General features: G+C 63.0%; 17 protein-coding genes. 9 read left to right on the forward strand and 8 right to left on the reverse strand.

The window, feature by feature from the left end:
- Positions 1–12: 12 nt before the first annotated feature.
- Positions 13–2313, forward strand: a complete 2301-nt coding sequence (metE, locus tag EGJ09_RS10870; protein WP_125923836.1) for a 5-methyltetrahydropteroyltriglutamate--homocysteine S-methyltransferase — start codon at positions 13–15, stop codon at positions 2311–2313.
- A gap of 74 nt (positions 2314–2387) precedes the next feature.
- On the opposite strand, the gene EGJ09_RS10875 is transcribed toward metE, so the two are convergent.
- Positions 2388–3566 (reverse strand): acetyl-CoA C-acetyltransferase, encoded by a 1179-nt coding sequence (locus tag EGJ09_RS10875; protein ID WP_125923837.1) that lies wholly within the window; start codon positions 3564–3566, stop codon positions 2388–2390.
- A 322-nt stretch (positions 3567–3888) separates the two neighbouring features.
- Between EGJ09_RS10875 and fabV the strand changes: the two genes are divergently transcribed.
- Positions 3889–5088: an enoyl-ACP reductase FabV gene (gene fabV / locus EGJ09_RS10880; RefSeq protein ID WP_115273577.1), complete on the forward strand. Its 1200-nt coding sequence runs from the start codon at positions 3889–3891 to the stop codon at positions 5086–5088.
- 88 nt (positions 5089–5176) lie between these two features.
- Positions 5177–6085 carry an alpha/beta fold hydrolase gene (locus tag EGJ09_RS10885; protein WP_119688278.1) on the forward strand — a complete coding sequence of 303 codons (909 nt, stop codon included), beginning with the start codon at positions 5177–5179 and terminating at the stop codon, positions 6083–6085.
- 24 nt (positions 6086–6109) lie between these two features.
- Here the strand turns inward: EGJ09_RS10885 and EGJ09_RS10890 are convergent, their stop codons facing one another.
- From EGJ09_RS10890 to EGJ09_RS10905, 4 genes are all read right to left on the reverse strand, one after another.
- On the reverse strand, positions 6110–6451 hold the full coding sequence (locus EGJ09_RS10890; protein WP_046784726.1) for a HopJ type III effector protein: 342 nt from the start codon (positions 6449–6451) through the stop codon (positions 6110–6112).
- Entirely contained in the window at positions 6444–6740 is a 297-nt protein-coding gene (locus EGJ09_RS10895; protein WP_012312735.1) for a DUF1244 domain-containing protein, read from the reverse strand. Before EGJ09_RS10895 ends, EGJ09_RS10890 begins: the two co-directional genes overlap by 8 nt.
- 9 nt (positions 6741–6749) lie before the next feature.
- Positions 6750–7442, reverse strand: coding sequence for a dihydromonapterin reductase (gene folM / locus EGJ09_RS10900; protein WP_115273580.1), 693 nt, complete (start codon positions 7440–7442; stop codon positions 6750–6752).
- A 77-nt stretch (positions 7443–7519) separates the two neighbouring features.
- Positions 7520–8080, reverse strand: coding sequence for an antibiotic biosynthesis monooxygenase (locus EGJ09_RS10905; protein WP_046784728.1), 561 nt, complete (start codon positions 8078–8080; stop codon positions 7520–7522).
- A gap of 220 nt (positions 8081–8300) precedes the next feature.
- On the opposite strand from EGJ09_RS10905, the gene EGJ09_RS10910 reads away from it, so the two are divergent.
- A complete protein-coding gene (locus tag EGJ09_RS10910; RefSeq protein ID WP_119688280.1) occupies positions 8301–9233 on the forward strand; it encodes a MerR family transcriptional regulator in 933 nt (310 codons plus the stop codon).
- Here the strand turns inward: EGJ09_RS10910 and EGJ09_RS10915 are convergent.
- Both EGJ09_RS10915 and EGJ09_RS10920 read right to left on the reverse strand, forming a co-directional pair.
- The gene (locus tag EGJ09_RS10915) at positions 9218–9835 is read right to left on the reverse strand and encodes a hypothetical protein (RefSeq protein ID WP_046784730.1); all 618 of its coding nucleotides are present in this window, start codon (positions 9833–9835) and stop codon (positions 9218–9220) included. The genes EGJ09_RS10910 and EGJ09_RS10915 overlap by 16 nt on opposite strands.
- Before the next feature lie 46 nt (positions 9836–9881).
- Positions 9882–10322 carry a PAS domain S-box protein gene (locus tag EGJ09_RS10920; RefSeq protein WP_115273582.1) on the reverse strand — a complete coding sequence of 147 codons (441 nt, stop codon included), beginning with the start codon at positions 10320–10322 and terminating at the stop codon, positions 9882–9884.
- Between the two features lie 102 nt (positions 10323–10424).
- Between EGJ09_RS10920 and EGJ09_RS10925 the strand changes: the two genes are divergently transcribed.
- From EGJ09_RS10925 to EGJ09_RS10935, 3 genes are all read left to right on the forward strand, one after another.
- A complete protein-coding gene (locus EGJ09_RS10925) occupies positions 10425–10880 on the forward strand; it encodes a flavodoxin (protein WP_046784732.1) in 456 nt (151 codons plus the stop codon).
- A gap of 206 nt (positions 10881–11086) precedes the next feature.
- Positions 11087–11992: an alpha/beta fold hydrolase gene (locus EGJ09_RS10930; RefSeq protein ID WP_115273583.1), complete on the forward strand. Its 906-nt coding sequence runs from the start codon at positions 11087–11089 to the stop codon at positions 11990–11992.
- A gap of 113 nt (positions 11993–12105) precedes the next feature.
- Positions 12106–13026 (forward strand): SDR family oxidoreductase, encoded by a 921-nt coding sequence (locus EGJ09_RS10935; protein WP_115273584.1) that lies wholly within the window; start codon positions 12106–12108, stop codon positions 13024–13026.
- A 265-nt stretch (positions 13027–13291) separates the two neighbouring features.
- Here the strand turns inward: EGJ09_RS10935 and EGJ09_RS10940 are convergent, their stop codons facing one another.
- A complete protein-coding gene (locus EGJ09_RS10940; RefSeq protein ID WP_046784734.1) occupies positions 13292–14074 on the reverse strand; it encodes an IclR family transcriptional regulator in 783 nt (260 codons plus the stop codon).
- 113 nt (positions 14075–14187) lie between these two features.
- Here EGJ09_RS10940 and hmgA point away from each other — a divergent pair, with 113 nt between their 5' ends.
- Positions 14188–15489, forward strand: coding sequence for a homogentisate 1,2-dioxygenase (hmgA, locus tag EGJ09_RS10945; protein WP_046784735.1), 1302 nt, complete (start codon positions 14188–14190; stop codon positions 15487–15489).
- A 3-nt stretch (positions 15490–15492) separates the two neighbouring features.
- Positions 15493–16785, forward strand: coding sequence for a fumarylacetoacetase (gene fahA, locus EGJ09_RS10950; protein WP_046784736.1), 1293 nt, complete (start codon positions 15493–15495; stop codon positions 16783–16785).
- The last annotated feature ends 7 nt before the right edge of the window (positions 16786–16792 follow it).

Consider the following 16792-nt stretch of genomic DNA (forward strand, 5'->3'; position numbering starts at 1 on the left):
GAGGGACAAGAGATGGCACTGGCACATAACCTGGGTTTTCCGCGTATCGGCCGCGACCGCGAACTGAAAAAAGCCCAGGAGGCCTTCTGGAAAGGTGAGTTGGACGAAGCCGGCCTGCGCAAGGTTGGCCGCGACTTGCGCGCGGCGCACTGGCAAGCCCAGAAGGATGCAGGCATCGAGCTGTTGCCCGTCGGCGATTTTGCCTGGTACGACCAAGTACTGACGCACTCGCTGACCTTCGGCGTCATCCCCGAGCGTTTCCGAGGCCATGACGGTGCCAAGCCCACCCTGCAAACCCTGTTCGCCATGGCCCGTGGCGTGGCGACCGAGCGCAGTGCCAACTGCTGCGGCGGTGCCCACGCGCAGGAAATGACCAAGTGGTTCGACACCAACTACCACTACCTGGTACCTGAGTTTACCGTCGATCAGCATTTCGCCCTGAGCTGGGAGCAGTTGTTCGAGGAAGTTGACGAAGCCAAGGCCTTGGGGCATGCCGCCAAACCGGTGGTGATCGGCCCGCTGACCTACCTGTGGCTGGGCAAAACCAAAGGTGGCGATTTCGACAAGCTGGAGCTGCTCGACCGCTTGCTGCCGGTGTACGACGAAATCCTCAATCGCCTGGCTGGTCAGGGTGTGGAGTGGGTGCAGATCGACGAGCCGATCCTGGTACTCGATCTGCCGCAGGAATGGAAAAACGCCTATGAGCGTGTCTACAACATCCTCCAGCGCGCCCCTTTGAAAAAACTGGTGGCCACCTATTTCGGCGGCCTGGAAGAAAACCTCGGCCTTGCCGCCAACCTGCCCGTCGACGGCCTGCATATCGACCTGGTGCGGGCGCCGGAGCAGTACCCGACCATCCTCGACCGCCTGCCGGCCTACAAGATACTGTCGCTGGGCCTGGTCAACGGCCGCAATGTCTGGGCCTGCGACCTGGAAAAAGCCGTTGATGTACTGCGTCACGCTGCCGAGCGTCTGGGTGACCGCCTGTGGGTCGCACCATCCTGTTCGCTGTTGCACAGCCCGGTGGACCTGAGCCGTGAAGACCAGCTCGACACCGAGCTGAAAAGCTGGCTGGCCTTCGCCGTGCAGAAATGCCAGGAAGTCGCCGTGCTGGCCAAGACCGTCAATCAGCCGGACGCTGCCGAAGTTGCCGCCGCACTGGCGCGTAGCCGTGCCATCCAGGCTGGCCGCGCCAGCTCGCCGCGTATCCACAAGCCTGCCGTACAGGCGCGTGTCGACGCGATAAAGCCTGGCGACAGCCAGCGCCTGTCGGCGTTCGGCCAGCGCATTGCCAAGCAGCGAGCCGGGCTGAACCTGCCTGCCTATCCGACCACCACCATCGGCTCTTTCCCACAGACCCCTGCCGTACGCCTGGCACGCCAGGCGTTTAAACAGGGCAAGTTGACCGAAGCCGATTACGTCGAAGCCATGCACAGTGAAATCCGCCATGCCGTACAGATCCAGGAAAACCTGGGCCTGGACGTACTGGTGCACGGCGAGGCCGAGCGCAACGACATGGTGGAATACTTTGCCGAGCAACTCGACGGTTACTTGTTCACCCGTTTTGGCTGGGTACAGAGCTATGGTTCGCGGTGCGTGAAGCCGGCGGTGATCTACGGTGACCTGAGCCGGCCTGAGGCGATGACCGTGGCCTGGACCCGCTATGCACAAGGGCTGACCGGCAAAGTGATGAAGGGCATGCTGACCGGCCCGGTGACCATGCTGATGTGGTCGTTCCCGCGTGAGGATGTCAGCCGCGAAGCCCAGGCCCGTCAACTGGCGCTGGCGATTCGCGATGAAGTGCTCGACCTGGAGGCAGCTGATATCAAGATCGTGCAGATCGACGAGGCCGCCTTCCGCGAAGGCCTGCCGCTGCGCCGCAGTGCCTGGCCGGCTTACCTCGAGTGGGCCACCGAAGCCTTCCGCCTGTGCGCTTCGGGCGTTCGTGACGAAACACAGATCCACACCCACATGTGCTACAGCGAATTCAATGATGTGATCGAGTCGATCGCTGCGATGGACGCCGACGTCATCACCATCGAGACATCGCGTTCGGACATGGAATTGCTGGAGGCGTTCGAGAAGTTCGACTACCCCAACGAGATCGGCCCAGGTGTGTATGACATTCACTCGCCACGGGTACCGACCAGAGAGGAGATGGTCAAGTTGCTGCGCAAGGCGGCTTTGCGTATTCCGGCCGAGCGTCTGTGGGTCAACCCGGATTGCGGATTGAAAACCCGTGCCTGGCCTGAGACCGAGGCGGCGTTGGTGAACATGGTGGCGGCGGCTCGTGAGTTGCGCGCCACAGCCTGAGCATTTGCTGCTTGTACCGCCCTCATCGCCGGCTTGCCGGCGATGAGGGCGGTGCTGTCTGCCTTAAACCAGGATCAACGCTCGATCGCCAAAGCGACACCCTGGCCCCCGCCGATGCACAGCGTGGCCAACCCCTTCTTGGCGTCGCGCTTGATCATTTCGTGCAGCAAGGTCACCAGCACCCGGCACCCCGAAGCACCGATCGGGTGCCCAAGGGCAATTGCCCCGCCGTTGACGTTGACCCGCGCGGCATCCCACTCCAGCGCCTTGCCCACCGCCAGCGCCTGTGCGGCAAAGGCCTCGTTGGCCTCGATCAGGTCAAGCTCGGCCAATTGCCAGCCAGCCTTGTCCAGGCAACGCTGGGTGGCCGACACCGGGCCAATGCCCATGACTGCCGGGTCCACCCCCGCACTGGCGTAGCCGGCAATTTTGGCCAGTACCGGCAGGCCAAGGGCCTTGGCCTTGCCCGCACTCATCAGCAGCACCGCAGCGGCGCCGTCGTTGAGGCTGGAGGCGTTGCCAGCGGTGACGCTGCCGTCTTTCTTGAAGGCCGGGCGCAGCTTGGCCAAGGAATCAGCGGTGGTGTCCGGGCGTGGCTGCTCGTCACGGTCAAAGACCTTGGGGTCACCTTTTTTCTGCGGCATCACAATGGGCGTGATCTCGTCCTTGAAGCGGCCGGCATCGATGGCGGTCACGGCCTTGCGTTGCGATTGGGCAGCGAACGCATCCTGCTGTTCACGGCTGATGCTGTACTTCTCCACCAGGTTCTCGGCCGTAATGCCCATGTGGTAGTCGTTGAAGGCATCCCACAGGCCGTCGGTGATCATGCTGTCGACCAACTGGCCGTGGCCCATGCGCTGCCCGGTTCGCGCCGAAGGCATCACGTAGGGGGCCAGGCTCATGTTCTCCTGGCCTCCGGCGATCACCACCTCGGCATCACCGCAACGGATGGCCTGGGCCGCCAGGTGCAGGGCCTTGAGGCCAGAACCGCAGACTTTGTTCAGGGTCAGCGCCGGCACACTGTAGGGCAGGCCGGCCTTGATCGCGGCCTGGCGGGCAGGGTTCTGCCCGGCGCCGGCGGTGAGTACCTGGCCGAGAATCACCTCATCGACCTGTGCCGGGTCCAGCCCGGTCTGCTCCAGCAGGCGCTTGATCACGGCAGCGCCCAGGTCTACCGCAGGCACGTTGGCCAGGGCACCCTGGAAGCTGCCGATGGCGGTGCGGGTTGCGGCGACGATGACCACATCGTTCATCTTGTTGTTCTCCGTGTGCAGGTGGGCGCCCAGCGGGCGCAGTGCCACCAGCTTCGGCGGGTTTGGCTCATTTGTTAAGTTTGTTTTTCTTTGCCATTGATGTGAAAAACCAATCAATGGCTCCTGGGCTGGTGTCCGGTCTTTGCTCTTAACCACCGGATCTTGCCGGCGACAGAGTGTTCATCGGGGGGCGCATCGTTTTGCATCCCTTTGATCACCCCGTAATATGTGTCGGATAACCTGTGGGGGTAGTCTCACCCTCTGATCAATCGGAATCGCCCAAGGCGGCGCTTCCCTGCATAAACCTGACGAGGTACAGACATTGGCCATCATTCATCCTAAGGTTCGCGGTTTCATCTGCACCACGACTCACCCCAAGGGCTGCGAGCTGAACGTCCGTGACCAGATCGAAGCCACCCGCAAGCTGGGCGTGCGCGAGGATGGCCCGAAGAAGGTCCTGGTCATTGGTGCATCCAGCGGCTACGGCCTGGCGGCACGCATTACCGCAGCCTTCGGCTTCAAGGCCGATACCCTGGGCGTGTTCTTCGAAAAGCCAGGCACCGAGACCAAGGCTGGCACTGCCGGCTGGTACAACGCTGCTGCCTTCGACAAGTTCGCCAAGGCCGAGGGCCTGTACAGCAAGTCGATCAACGGTGACGCTTTCTCCGATGAAGCCCGTGCCAAGGTCATCGAGCTGATCAAGAACGAAATGGGCGGTCAGGTCGACCTGGTCATCTACTCCCTGGCCTCGCCGGTGCGCAAGCTGCCGCAGACCGGTGAAGTGATCCGTTCCGCGCTCAAGCCGATCGGCCAGCCGTACAAGTCGACCGCCATCGACACCAACAAGGACACCATCATCGAGGCCAGCATCGAGCCGGCCACCGAGCAGGAAATCGCTGACACCGTCACCGTCATGGGCGGCCAGGACTGGGAACTGTGGATCGACGCCCTGAACGCCGCTGGCGTGCTCGCGCCACAGGCTCGCACCGTGGCCTTCAGCTATATCGGTAGCGACATCACCTGGCCGATCTACTGGCACGGCGCCCTGGGCAAGGCCAAGCAGGACCTGGACGAAACCGCCCAGCGCCTGGCCGGCAAGGTCGGTGGCAGCGCCAACGTGGCCGTGCTCAAGTCGGTGGTCACCCAGGCCAGTTCGGCCATTCCGGTGATGCCGCTTTACCTGTCGATGGTCTTCAAGATCATGCAGGAGAAGGGCGTTCACGAAGGTACCCAGGACCAGCTGGACCGCATGTTCCGTGACCGCATGTACCGTGCTGACGGCGCCCCGGCGGAGCTGGACGAAAAGGGCCGCCTGCGCCTGGACGACTGGGAGCTGCGCGACGACGTGCAGGGCGCCTGCAAGGCCCTGTGGCCGCAAGTGACCACCGAGAACCTGTTCGAACTGACCGACTACAAAGGTTACAAGAAGCAGTTCCTCAACCTGTTCGGCTTCGAGCGCGCTGACGTCAACTACGACGAAGATGTGGCGACCGATGTGAAGTTCGACTGCGTCGAGCTGTAAGCCCTCTGGCTGTACCGGCCCCGCGAAAGGGCCGGTACAGCCCTCGCGTTTTTTGCTAGCGTTGGCGCACAACAACAGGAAGCGCGCCATGAGCAGCCTCACCCGACCGGCCACGCCTTTTCGCCAGACCACAGCCGACGGCTACAGCCTTGGTGGTTTCTACTGGCGCCACGCCCTGGCCAATCCCCAGCGCCCGCTGGTGATCATCAATGCCGCCACGTCCGTGCGCTGCCGTTACTACACCCGCTTTGCCGATTACCTGTTCGCCCAAGGCTGCGACGTGTTGACCTATGACTACCGCGGCATCGGCGAATCCCGGCCGCCTTCCTTGCGCGGTTTCCAGGCCTCCTGGAGCGACTGGGGCAGGCTGGATTTCGAAGCCATGCTGGCGTACGCGGCCCAGGCATTTCCCTGCCAGCCGGTGGATGTCGTTGGGCACAGCTTCGGCGGTTGCGCCGTAGGGCTGGCGCCGTCTGCCGAGCGGATCAGGCGGGTGGTGATGGTGGGTGCGCAGTTCGCCTACTGGCGTGACTACGCGGCCGATCAGCGTTGGCGACTGTTCGGTAAATGGCATGTGGCGATGCCGTTGCTGACCCGTGTGTTCGGTTACTTCCCCGGCAAGCGCCTGGGCTGGATGGAAGACACGCCTGCCGGTGTGGTGCAGGACTGGACTACCCGTACTGCGCGCTACGAGCAAAGGCCCAGCGGGCGCCAGTTGCAGTACTTGCCGTTTGCTCAGGTGCGGGCGGCAACGTTGGCGATCAGCCTGGCCGATGACCCGTTTGGCACGGTTGCCGCTACAGAGCGATTGCTAGGTTATCTGGAAGGCGCCGAGCGTCGGCATCTGCGGATCGCACCTGTGGATATCGCGGTCGAGGACATTGGCCACTTCGCGTTTTTCCATGACCGATTCCGCGAGAGCCTGTGGCCGATTGCGCTGGCGTGGTTGCAGCGCGGCGGGTTGCCGGCCGACGGGCCGGGGCAGATCATCAGCTGATGGGGCCTGCCCGGCCCGGCAGTATCAGGCGTTGCGCGAAAGCGGCTGGGCGGTGAACTTCACGCCTGCCAGGCCATGCGCGATCAGCGCACGGATGTTGCCATGGTCAGTGCCCTCGGGCGTGGCCATCACGTCGCGGTAGTGTTCACCGAAGGCCAGCAGCGCCTCCTGGTCGCTCAGGCCTTCCAGCAGGGCCAGGCCCAGCGTCTTGCACGAGCCTTCGTTCTGCCCGGCGGCGTTTTCCACGCCACCGTTGGTGAAGGCCTGTGGTTGGTAGCTGTAGTGGGCGGCGATGAACGCCAGGGTGTCGGCAAAGGCGTGTTCGCCACTGGCCAGGCTGGCGCGCAGGGTGTTCAGATCAGTCACGAGGTTTTCCTTTTTCAAACGCCGCTTGCTGGTCGGCGCTGGCTTCTTTCTGGTACTGGGTTTTCCATTCTGCGTAGGGCATGCCATACACCGCTTCGCGGGCGTCATCCAGGCTGATGTCGACCTGGCGTTCGTCGGCCGCGGCCTTGTACCACTTGGACAGGCAGTTACGGCAGAAGCCGGAGAGGTTCATCAGGTCGATGTTCTGCACATCGGTGCGGTTCTGCAGGTGTGCGACCAGGCGCCGGAAGGCGGCGGCCTCGAGTTCGAGTTGTTCTTGCGCAGTCATGGGCTTCTCTCAGGTCATGCGATTCTTCAGGTGGCGGCCACCGTTGATGACCACCTGGCTGCCGGTGCTGTATTGGCTGTCGAGCAGGTATTTGACCGTCTCGATCAGCGGGCCGGCGCCGGGTTCGAATTCCAGCAGGGCCTTTTTCAGGGTCTGCTGGCGATAGGCTTCGTCGCCCCCTTCCTTGAGGATCAGCAGCCCGGGCAGGATACCGTTGACGTGTACCTTGGGCGCATATTTTTCGGCGAACGACAGCACCATGTTCTGCAGCGCTGCCTTGGTGGCGGCATAGCCGATATGGCTCTTGCTGCCACGCGAGGAGGTTTCGTCGCAGATATGGATGATATCGGCCTTGTCGACCTTGTTCAGCAAATCACCCAGCGCCAGGTTCAGGTGGTAGGGCGCCTCGACGTGGAGGCGGAACATGGTCTGCAGGTTGTCCAGGCCATCGTCGAGCCACAAAGAGGCATTGTGGATGATCGCGCGCAGCCCATCGTAGTGCTGCTGCAGGTGGTCGATCAGCGCCTGGCGGTCGGCCGCCAGGCAAAGGTCGGCCTGGAACTGCACGATGTTGGGGTGCGCAGGCTGGGGCTGGACGCTGCGGCTGGCACTGACCACGGTATGGCCGGCCTCTGCCAGCTCAAGGGCCAAGGCCAGCCCGACGCGCTGGCTGGCTCCGGTAACGAGAATTGGGCTGTTCATGTGCGGGCGGTCAACTTGTCTTTCCTGTCGTTGCCGCCCAGCATACCCGAACTGTTTCCCTCGTGTATGGCCTGGCCTCAGCGGCTGCGCAGTGCGGCGCCTGAGGGCGGCGAGGCATGAAGCCAGCCGGCCAGCAGGCGGGTGGAGAGGGGAATGAACAGGTACACCATCAGCGGCGTCAGGGCCAGGGTGCTGAGCATCACGCGCGGCACCAGTTCAAATTCGGTCAGCCAGTGGCCGAACAGCACGTTGAACAGCAGCGAGACGGGGAAAAATGCCAGCCAGATCGCGATTGCCTGTTTCCAGCGCGGTGGTTTTTGCACTGTGTTGGTGCCGAACCAGTCATCAATGCCACTGACGCGCCTTTCTTTGGGGCGCTCGAACAGGCCGTTGCCGCGTTGCAGCCAGGCCCGGCGCGACGCGGAATGCTCCCAGGCGTGCAGGGTGGGTTCATCGCTGAAGCGGAAAATGATCTGGAATTCATCGCTGTCGCGGGGCGGTGCGAGGATGCCTGAACCGAGATAGCCGGGGAAGTCGGTAGCCAGCTGCTCGCCTTCGTGCAGCCAGGCCAGCAGGTCCTGGTAGCGGCCATGGGCGGCGCGGCGCGACACCATCAGGGTGACGGGTGGGGTAGACATCGTGTATCTCCTGGCGACGGGGCTGGCGGGTAGCCGGCCCCTTGGCTGCGTGGCCCGGGGTGGTGGGCGACGCAGGCTTGCATGCAAGAATCGGGCGCGGATTATCGCTTATTGGACTTCGTTGGCAACTGCTCCGCTGCAAAAGGGAGGCTAACGTGAGACGTTCCCGGTCGTAGTAGACTGTACCTCCAATTTTTTGCGCACAGGTCACTTAGTGCAGATGGACAAACAGGGACTTATCGCGCAAGTCGAAGCAGGCCTGCAGCATTCGGAGCTGTACCCGATTCGTGAAGTTTCCCGGCTCACCGGGGTCAATGCCGTGACCTTGCGTGCCTGGGAGCGGCGCTATGGGCTGATCCAGCCAACACGCACCGACAGTGGCCATAGGCTCTATTCGCTGGCAGACATCGACGAAATCCGGCGCATCCTCGGGTGGCTCGAACGCGGTGTGGCGGTCAGCAAGGTCGGCAGTATCCTGGCGCGTGATCAGGCGAACGTGCATGACGCGTTTGCAGCCGATTCCGCCATCCGCTGGCAGGCGCAATTGCGCGAGGCCGTGCAACGCTTTGATGCCGCGAGCCTTGACCGCTTGTTCGACCAGGTGTTTGCCTGCATCAGTCAGGACCAGGTTTTCGCTGATGTGTTCATGCCTGTCTGGCACGACCTGGCGGCGGGGCAGGGTGCGTTCGGCCAGGCCAGCGAGTGGCTGTTCCTCGATCAGTTCTTGCGTGCCCGGGTGTTCTCGCGCCTGCAGCTCACGCGTCGGCAGCGCAGCCGCTGCGTGCTACTGGCACCGTTGCCAGGGCAGTGCCTGGAACTGGAGCTGCTGGTCACCGGCCTGTTGTTGTGCAGCGATGATGTCGGGGTGACGGTGTTGACGCCTGGGCAGCCGCTGGATGAATTGGCGGTCGTCTCTGGAAAGCTCCGGCCCGATGCTTTGGTGCTGTTCTCCAACCACGCGCCGACCGCTGAGCTGAGCAAGCGCTTGAGCCGTCTGGCTGCCGGGCTTGAGTGCCCATTGCTACTGGCGGGGGAGGCTGCCGAAATGGCCCAGGAAAGCCTGGCCGGCAGCCCGGTGGCGTGCCTGGGTGCAGAGGTAAGCCTGATGCGGCGGCGCCTGCGGCAATACCTGGCCGGTCAGCTCGACAGCTGAGCGTGCAGCTCCGGGTGGGCCTGAAGGTGAGCCTGCAGAATGTATTCACGCAAGCGCTCGGTTTCTTGCGCCGGGCTGCGGCTGAGGTCGTAGGCAGCGAGATCCGAGCCAATACGCCGGCGTAGCCTGCCGTGCAGTGTGATGGCCGGGATGCCCCCTGGCGCGAAGCGCAGGTCGAAGCGCGAAGGCGCTTCGGGCAGGCCGCGAATTTCCAGCAGCGCCCCTTTGAACGAAATCTCGCGCACGAAGAGCCCGCTAACCTTCCCGTGCGCATCCAGCAGCGCAGTGGGCTGGTCCATCGACAGGCGCCAAGGGCGCAGCATCGGGCCGTCTTCGTAGATTTCCGGCGAGCCGATCTGCAAGTGCACGGCGTGGAACTCGTCTTCCACCAGGTGCAGGGGGAAGTTGATCTGCTGGTTGTTGAACTGTGCCTGCAGGGTGACTTGCTCGTTGGCCACCAGCCGAGCCAGCAACGACTGAATACGACGGTCGCCATTGACCAGCAGGCTCGACATCGGGTCGGTCTGGTTCAATTGCGGGGAATGCTGCATGTCCTGGATGAAATCCAGCTCGTCCTGGGTCAAAAGCGCATTGGCGTGCATGATCGAACTCGGAGTTGACGGCTTCTTCAACGGGATTGACTCTGCCTTAAGCGCTTGGTTCCTGGCGCTTGTCGAAATTCCGACGAACGTTCATCTCAGCCAGTTCACGTTCCAGCTCGACCTGGCGGCTGACATCCTTCTGGATGCCGATGAAATACGTGCGATGATCGGCATCGCATTTCACCGGCGTGATCGACAACTCGTTCCAGAAGGCGCTGCCGTCCTTGCGGTAGTTGCGCAGTACTTCGCGGCAGGGACGGCCTTCGGCCAGCGCCTTGCGAATGCGCGCTCGGGCAAGCTGGTCCCGGTCATCGCCCTGCAGGAAACGGCAATCCTGGTAAAGGATCTCGTCGCGGCTGTAGCCGGTCAGGCGCTCGAACGCCGGGTTGACGTAGATCAGAATGGTGTCATCGCCTTCCTGTTCGGCGACCACGATGCCGTCGTTGGACGCATCGACCATCGATTGCAGCAGTTGTGCGTTGATCATGTCCTGGCCAGTAGACAAAGGGGGCATAGGGATGGGCGGCCTTTTGCCACCGCCGGATGCTAGTATCCTACGTTTTCACTCAGTTTCGGAATCCATCTCTCGATGAAAATCGCCATTATTTCCGGCTCCGTGTACGGTACTGCCGAAGAAGTTGCCCGTCATGCCGAGTCGCTGCTCAAGGCTGCAGGCCATGATGCCTGGCACGCTGCCCGCGCCACCCAACAGGATCTCGAAGGTTTTGCGCCAGAAGCGTTGCTGGCAGTGACCTCCACCACCGGCATGGGTGAACTGCCGGACAACCTCATGGCGCTGTACAGCAGCATCCGTGACACCCTGCCCGCCGCCTGGCGTGGCTTGCCGGGGGCGGTCATTGCGTTGGGCGACTCCAGTTATGGCGATACTTACTGCGGCGGTGGCGAGCAGTTGCGTGAACTGTTTGCCGAATTGGGTGTGCGTGAACTGCAGCCGATGCTCAAGCTCGATGCCAGCGAGACAGTAACCCCGGAGACTGACGCCGAACCGTGGTTGGCAGCATTTGCCCAGGCCCTGACGGCCTGAGGTTGTAGTGGCGACCCGCGTGCGCAGTGACCGTTCGTGCCACTGACTCGCTCGGTCATCAAGCTGGCTGTCAACGCAAGTTTCACCGAGTGGGCGGCTGACTAGACTCAGCCTCGACATAGAGAGCACATGTATGTGCCGAGGTGAAATGCAATGACCGCAGCCTTGCCCTATAACCACAACCTTTGCATACCGGGACGAATCTGATGCCTTTGGCCGAGATACCATTGTGCGTCTGGCGTACCCGGAGTCAGAGTTTTTCATTCCGGGGCCAGAGCATCCGCTACTGGACCGCAGGGCAAGGAGAGCCCCTGCTGCTGTTGCATGGATTCCCGACGGCAAGTTGGGATTGGCATTACCTCTGGACGCCGCTGGCCCAGCGCTTTCGCCTCATCGCCTGCGACATGCTCGGCTTTGGCGATTCGGCCAAGCCGCTCAACCATGGCTACAGCCTGATCGAGCAAGCCGACCTGCAGCAGGCCTTGCTCGCCCACCTCAAGGTCGACCAGCCTGTGCACCTGCTGGCACACGATTACGGCGGCAGTGTGGCCCAGGAGTTGCTGGCGCGACACCATGAACAGCGTGCCGACATCGCCAGTTGCGTGTTCCTCAACAGCGGTCTGTTCCCTGAAAGCTGCCGGGTACTGTTGATACAGAAGCTGCTGCTCAGCCGCCTGGGTTGGCTGGTGGCGCGTTCGTTCGGGCGCGACGACCTGGTGCGCAACGTCAGCCAGGTCTATGGGCCGTGCACTCACCCCAGTGAAAGCGCGCTGGATGACTTCTGGAGCCTGATCGCTTCCAACGGCGGCACTCGCATCCTGCACAAGCTGGTCGGTTTCGTGACCGAGCGCAGGCTGCATCGCGAGCGCTGGGTGGGTGCGCTGCAGCGTGAGGGCGTGCCGCTGCGTTTTATCAACGGCGTGGTCGATCCGCTTAGCGGAGCGCAGATGGTCGAGCGTTACCAGCAACTGGTGCCCAACCCGGACATCGTGCAATTGCAAGGCATTGGCCATTACCCGCACACCGAAGCCCCTGCGCAGGTATTGCGTCACTATCTGGCCTTTCGCGAACAGCCGCTGAGCTACTTCCCGCAAAAAGTGGCCTGGTCCTGAGCCACTGACATCGTTGCGCGTTATCGCCTGGCATTCAGGCTGAGTGAGCTTGATTGTCCGCTGGCAGAGGCTGGTGGACACTCGAGGCCTTCAACCTGTCTGGAGCCAAGAGCATGAGCGAGCCGGTAAGTCTGCAAGACCGTGTGGTGATCGTCACGGGGGCCGGTGGTGGCCTGGGCCGCGCCCATGCACTGTTGTTCGCCGCACGTGGCGCCAAGGTGGTGGTCAACGATCTTGGGGGTTCCACCCATGGGGAAGGCGCCAGCGCTTCGGCGGCCGATCGGGTTGTCGAGCAGATCCGCGCCGCAGGTGGTACGGCTGTGGCCAACCACGACTCCGTCAGTGACGGCGCACGCATCGTCGAACAGGCGCTGGACAGCTTTGGTCGGGTCGATGTACTGGTCAACAATGCCGGCATCCTGCGTGACAAGACGTTCCACAAGATGGACGACAGTGATTGGGATCAGGTTTACCGGGTCCATGTCGAGGGCGCCTACAAGGTTACCCGCGCTGCCTGGCCCCATTTACGCGAGCAGAACTGGGGGCGGGTGATCTTCACTGCTTCGACCTCCGGTATCTATGGCAACTTCGGCCAGGCCAATTACGGCATGGCCAAGCTTGGGTTATATGGCTTGACCCGTACCCTGGCCATCGAAGGGCGCAAACACGGCGTACTGGTCAATGCCATCGCGCCCACCGGTGGCACGCGCATGACCGAAGGGCTGATCCCGGCACAGGTGTTCGAACGCCTCAAGCCTGAACTGGTCAGCCCCCTGGTGGTTTACCTGGGCAGCGAGCAGTGCCAGAGCAGCGGTGAGCTGTTCGAGGTGGGCGGGGGCTGGATTGGCAAGGTGCGCTGGGAGCGTAGCCTGGGTGTCGGCTTCGACCCGAGGGAAGGTTTTAGCCCTGAGCAGGTGGCTGACAGCTGGGCGCAGATTGGTGATTTCGCTGATGCGGTGCACCCGCAGGACAGCTTGCAGGCGTTGCAGCAGATGATGACGAACCTGCAGCAGTATCCGCTGCAGCGTCCTTGAAAACGAGCACCATCGCGGTCGCCGCTCGGTCTTCTGGCCGCCAGAGCACACCTCAAAAAAAAGGCCGCTGCAAGCGCAGCGGCCAATCGAGACGTCAGATCAAGGAGCTTCAAAATCAACGTCGGTGAACCTCGCAGGCCTGAAAGGCGGGGGGAGTGCCCTTCATGCCGGCCAGTGATTCAAGAATAAGCGCTTGATCCGGCAGGAAAAATAGCCGCTTGCGACATTCACCTTTACGTTTCAGGCAATAGTGCCACGGCCCTTCTCAGGCCTTCGGCGAGTGACCCATGCGCCAACTGGTATCGCGCGCTGCTGCCAGCAGGCGCTGCGCCGCCGGCCCATGTTCATCGGCGTGGAATATCGAGGTCGGCCCTACCACCGTCATCACCGCAGCGATCTGCCCCATGGCATTGAACACGGGGGCCGAGAGCGCATCCACGCCCGGCATCAGCAAGCCGTGCACATGGTGCAGCCCCCGTTCACGAATGCCTGCCAGCAGCCGGTCGTAATCGCTCGCGCTCTGCTGCAGCACGGCCAGTTCCTTGTCGCGCAGCTCCAGGGTTTCGCGCTCAGGCAAGTACGCGGCAAACACCAGCCCGGTAGAGGAACTGAGCAGCGGCAACACCGAGCCGATCTGGGTCACCACCGTGACTGCCCGTACAGCAGGCTCGATGCTGACCACCGTTGCTCCCTGATTGCCCCACACGGCGATGAAGCAGCTTTCGTTGAGCTCGTCGCGAAGCTGCGACAAGGGCAGCGCCGCCAGCTTCAGCACATCGATACTGCCCAGCGCTGCCAGCCCCACGCGCAATGCTTCTCGGCCCAGCCCGTAGTGGTTGGTGGCCGCATCCTGCTCGGCAAAGCCACTGGCAATGAGTGCTTGCAGGTAACGGTGCACTTTGCTCGCGGGCATCTGCACGTGCTCGGCCAACCGCGACAGGGAGGTGGACGGGGAGAGCTCGGCGAGGGCCTTGAGGATGTCGGTGCCGACTTCCGCCGAGCGGACCTTCTGCTTGCCGTTGTCGGTGGGGGAGCTGGCTTTGGCCATGGGTTGGGTTTTCCGGATTCGTCGAGTCGCGCCTTTATAGCTTGACGGGTTGCACGGAGCAAATTACGTTATTCGTAATCTGATTACGATAAAAACAAAATCCGGAGGCATCGATGAACCGCGACACGTCACCCGACCTTCAGTACCTGAGCGGCTTCGGCAATGAGTTCGCCAGTGAAGCCCTGCCCGGGGCCCTGCCCGTCGGGCAAAATTCTCCGCAGAAGGCCCCCTACGGCCTGTATGCCGAGCTACTGTCGGGTACGGCGTTCACCATGGCGCGCAGCGAACTGCGCCGGACCTGGCTGTATCGCATCCGCCCGTCCGCCTTGCACCCACGCTTTGAGCGGCTGGCGCGTCAGCCACTGAACGGGCCGCTGGGCGCCGTCACCCCCAATCGCCTGCGTTGGAACCCTCAACCGCTCCCCGCTGAACCAACTGACTTCATCGAAGGCTGGCTGCCAATGGTGGCCAATTCCGCTGCGGACAAACCGGCGGGGGTGAGTGTCTATATCTACTGCGCCAACCGCTCGATGGAACGGGTGTTCTTCAACGCTGACGGTGAACTGCTGATAGTGCCGCAGCAGGGCCGCCTGCGCATCGCCACTGAGTTGGGGCTGCTGGAGGTCGAGCCGCAGGAAATCGCAGTGGTCCCGCGCGGCATGAAGTTTCGCGTCGAACTGCCTGATGGCCAGGCCCGGGGCTACATTGCCGAGAACCACGGCGCGCCGTTGCGCCTGCCGGACCTGGGCCCGATCGGCAGCAATGGCCTGGCCAACCCCCGAGACTTCCTGGCCCCGGTAGCGCGCTACGAGGAGGCTGAAGGCCCGGTGCAGCTGGTGCAGAAGTTCCTGGGCGAACACTGGGCCTGTGAGCTGCAGCACTCACCACTGGATGTGGTCGCCTGGCACGGCAGCAACGTGCCCTACAAGTATGACCTGCGTCGTTTCAACACCCTCGGCACGGTCAGCTTCGATCACCCCGATCCGTCGATCTTCACCGTGTTGACGTCACCGACCAGCGTGCATGGTCTGGCCAACATGGACTTCGTGATCTTCCCGCCGCGCTGGATGGTGGCCGAGAACACCTTCCGTCCCCCGTGGTTCCACCGCAACCTGATGAACGAGTTCATGGGCCTGATCAGCGGTGCCTACGATGCCAAGGCCGAAGGTTTCCTGCCCGGTGGCGCTTCGCTGCACGGGGTGATGAGCGCCCACGGGCCCGATGCCGAAACCTGCGAAAAAGCCATTGCCGCCGACCTTGCGCCGCACAAGATCGACAACACCATGGCCTTCATGTTCGAGACCAGCCAAGTGCTGCGCCCGAGCCTGCAGGCGCTCGAGTGCCCGCAGTTGCAGGCCGACTACGATAGTTGCTGGGCCACCTTGCCGAGCACCTTCAACCCGAACCGGAGATAACCCATGAACCAGTCCGCCATTGCCCGTAGTTGGGTCGAGCACGCCAACGGGCACAGCGACTTCCCGCTGCAGAACCTGCCGCTGGGCATCTTCAGCCGCCCAGGTGAAACGCTGCGCTGCGGCGTTGCCATCGGTGATGCGATTCTTGACCTGGAGGCCGTGCTGGCTGCCGGGCTGTTCGAAGGCCAGGCCAAGGCCGCCGTGGAGGCTACCCGCGGTGGTGCGCTGAACGCCTTCTTCGCCTTGGGCCGAGAGGCCCGCGTGGCGTTGCGCGAGCGGTTGCTGGCGCTGTTGGGCGAACACAGCGAGCATCAGGCTGTGCTCAAGGGCGCGCTGCATCCTGCCGGCGATTGCCAGTTGCACCTGCCAGCCAAAGTCGGCGACTACACCGATTTCTACGTAGGCATCCAGCACGCTACCAACGTCGGCAAGCTGTTCCGCCCCGATAACCCACTGCTGCCCAACTACAAGTACGTGCCGATCGGCTACCACGGCCGCGCCTCGACGCTGCGCCCGTCAGGCACCGATGTACGCCGCCCCAAGGGCCAGACGCTGCCCGCCGGGCACACCGAACCGAGCTTCGGCCCGTGTGCGCGCCTGGATTACGAACTTGAGCTGGGTATCTGGATTGCCCGGGGTAACGAGATGGGGCAGGCGATTCCGATCGCTGAAGCCGATCAGCACCTGGCAGGCCTGTGCCTGCTCAACGATTGGTCGGCGCGTGATATCCAGGCCTGGGAATACCAGCCGCTGGGGCCGTTCCTGTCCAAGAGCTTCATCACCACGCTGTCGCCCTGGGTGGTCACCGCCGAGGCTCTGGAGCCTTTCCGCTGCGCCCAACCGGCGCGTGCGCAAGGTGATCCACAACCGTTGCCCTACCTGCTTGACCCGCGTGACCAGGCCAATGGCGCCTTCGACATCGAGCTGGAAGTGCTGCTGATCACCGAGCGCATGCGTGAGCAGGGCTTGCCGGCCCACCGCCTGGCGCTGAGCAACACCCTGAACATGTACTGGACCGTGGCACAGCTGATTGCCCATCACAGTGTCAACGGCTGCCAGTTGCAGCCAGGCGACCTGTTCGGTTCGGGCACGCTGTCCGGCGCTTCGCCCGACGCCTACGGCAGCCTGCTGGAGACCACCTTGGGTGGCAAGCAGCCGGTGGAGCTGGCCAGTGGCGAGCAGCGCAAGTTCCTCGAGGATGGCGATGAGATCATCCTGCGTGCCCGTTGCAAGCGTGATGGCGTGGCCAGCATCGGCTTTGGTGAGTGCCGCGGCAAGATCATCGCCGCCAACTGAGGGAGCA

The organism is Pseudomonas sp. p106, assembly GCF_003936645.1.
In the GTDB taxonomy this organism is placed as follows: domain Bacteria; phylum Pseudomonadota; class Gammaproteobacteria; order Pseudomonadales; family Pseudomonadaceae; genus Aquipseudomonas; species Aquipseudomonas putida_E.

What these genes read in the sequence shown, in the direction of transcription:
- metE (WP_125923836.1), top strand. Translation starts at nt 13, where the DNA reads ATGGCACTGGCACATAACCTGGGTTTTCCGCGTATCGGCCGCGACCGC.
- EGJ09_RS10875 (WP_125923837.1), bottom strand. Translation starts at nt 3,566, where the DNA reads ATGAACGATGTGGTCATCGTCGCCGCAACCCGCACCGCCATCGGCAGC.
- EGJ09_RS10885 (WP_119688278.1), top strand. Translation starts at nt 5,177, where the DNA reads ATGAGCAGCCTCACCCGACCGGCCACGCCTTTTCGCCAGACCACAGCC.
- EGJ09_RS10895 (WP_012312735.1), bottom strand. Translation starts at nt 6,740, where the DNA reads ATGACTGCGCAAGAACAACTCGAACTCGAGGCCGCCGCCTTCCGGCGC.
- folM (WP_115273580.1), bottom strand. Translation starts at nt 7,442, where the DNA reads ATGAACAGCCCAATTCTCGTTACCGGAGCCAGCCAGCGCGTCGGGCTG.
- EGJ09_RS10905 (WP_046784728.1), bottom strand. Translation starts at nt 8,080, where the DNA reads ATGTCTACCCCACCCGTCACCCTGATGGTGTCGCGCCGCGCCGCCCAT.
- EGJ09_RS10910 (WP_119688280.1), top strand. Translation starts at nt 8,301, where the DNA reads ATGGACAAACAGGGACTTATCGCGCAAGTCGAAGCAGGCCTGCAGCAT.
- EGJ09_RS10915 (WP_046784730.1), bottom strand. Translation starts at nt 9,835, where the DNA reads ATGCACGCCAATGCGCTTTTGACCCAGGACGAGCTGGATTTCATCCAG.
- EGJ09_RS10920 (WP_115273582.1), bottom strand. Translation starts at nt 10,322, where the DNA reads ATGATCAACGCACAACTGCTGCAATCGATGGTCGATGCGTCCAACGAC.
- EGJ09_RS10925 (WP_046784732.1), top strand. Translation starts at nt 10,425, where the DNA reads ATGAAAATCGCCATTATTTCCGGCTCCGTGTACGGTACTGCCGAAGAA.
- EGJ09_RS10930 (WP_115273583.1), top strand. Translation starts at nt 11,087, where the DNA reads ATGCCTTTGGCCGAGATACCATTGTGCGTCTGGCGTACCCGGAGTCAG.
- EGJ09_RS10935 (WP_115273584.1), top strand. Translation starts at nt 12,106, where the DNA reads ATGAGCGAGCCGGTAAGTCTGCAAGACCGTGTGGTGATCGTCACGGGG.
- EGJ09_RS10940 (WP_046784734.1), bottom strand. Translation starts at nt 14,074, where the DNA reads ATGGCCAAAGCCAGCTCCCCCACCGACAACGGCAAGCAGAAGGTCCGC.
- hmgA (WP_046784735.1), top strand. Translation starts at nt 14,188, where the DNA reads ATGAACCGCGACACGTCACCCGACCTTCAGTACCTGAGCGGCTTCGGC.
- fahA (WP_046784736.1), top strand. Translation starts at nt 15,493, where the DNA reads ATGAACCAGTCCGCCATTGCCCGTAGTTGGGTCGAGCACGCCAACGGG.